Below are 1,142 nucleotides of genomic sequence, written 5' to 3'. Positions count from 1 at the left end.
GTTCTATATTTTTCTTTCTAGTAACCGCATATACCTCCCAACCCAATTCAGATAACTCCTTGCACAAGTAGAAACCCAGGCGTCTTCCCGCTCCTGTTATCATTACTGTTTTCTTCATAAAAAGACTTCCATAATTTGTTGCTCACTTCTTATTTTATCATAATACAACATAAGTTTAGAACTTGTAATCCCCTCAGAAAATCGTGGCCATTCAGTTGCTACAGCATATCTCACAGGATGAGGGGAAAAGTCACATATAAAACCTCGTCTGATTCTGGCTATCGTCGGACTTATGTGTATCGGAAGTTCAATTCTATACTACATATTTCACGGAGATTAGCTCAACCCAGAAAACGTAATCAGTCAAAGCTAATCTAGAGATCGCATTTTCCTTTCTTCATTTTAATAGTTATTAAAATGCAAGACGAGTTACGTAAGTTGCAAACTGATATCGTTGATTAGTTCTTTTTCACTGCAAGACTGCGCTGCATCAACTGACAGTTGTCCAATGAAGTAGTGGCCACTACACTTGGAGGAATCACATATTCCTGAACACCAGCGGCTTCCAACAATGCATAGAAGTCTGCGACATTGGCTCTTTGTCCTCTTTGCTGACAATAGGAAAATATCGCCCTTTGTTTCGCACGAGACAGTGCTACAAAAAATGTCGATAACCCTTCTGAATCGCCAGGTCGATAGGACCACCATGTAGTGGCATAGTGAATTTGGCCACCTGAATAGACGAAGTGATAGACTCACTTCCAGAGAAAAGGTGGTAGAAATGAAGAACACAAGACCGACATTCAGTGCAGAGTTCAAATTAGAAGCTGCGCAGCTGGTAACGAAACAGGGATACAGCATAGCTGAGGCTGCAAACGCGATGGGCGTGAGTAATTCAGCCATGCGTAAATGGGTAAACCAGCTTCGACAGGAGCAGCAAGGCGTATCCCCCAAAGGCGCACCGCTCACCCCCGAACAACAGCGGATCCGTGAGCTGGAGAAGAAAATCCGCCGCATTGAAGAAGAGAACACCATTTTAAAAAAGGCTACGGCTCTCTTGATGTCAGACTCACTGAACAGTTCTCGTTAGTCGAGAAACTCAGGAAGAGCCATAGCGTAAAGCGGATTTGTTCAGTATTTAG

The 1,142-nt window shown here is 43.2% G+C and carries 1 pseudogene; it reads left to right on the top strand.

Going from position 1 to position 1,142, the window contains the following annotated elements:
- Nucleotides 1-781 precede the first annotated feature (781 nt).
- Nucleotides 782-1,142 (top strand): annotated as a pseudogene (locus L1D47_RS20770) (transposase); the annotation flags it as partial.

This window comes from Shewanella sp. Isolate7, assembly GCF_022398425.1.
In the GTDB taxonomy this organism is placed as follows: Bacteria; Pseudomonadota; Gammaproteobacteria; order Enterobacterales; family Shewanellaceae; genus Shewanella.
The sequence above is the reverse complement of the archived record's forward strand: the minus strand, read 5'-3'. Positions and strand labels throughout refer to the sequence as shown.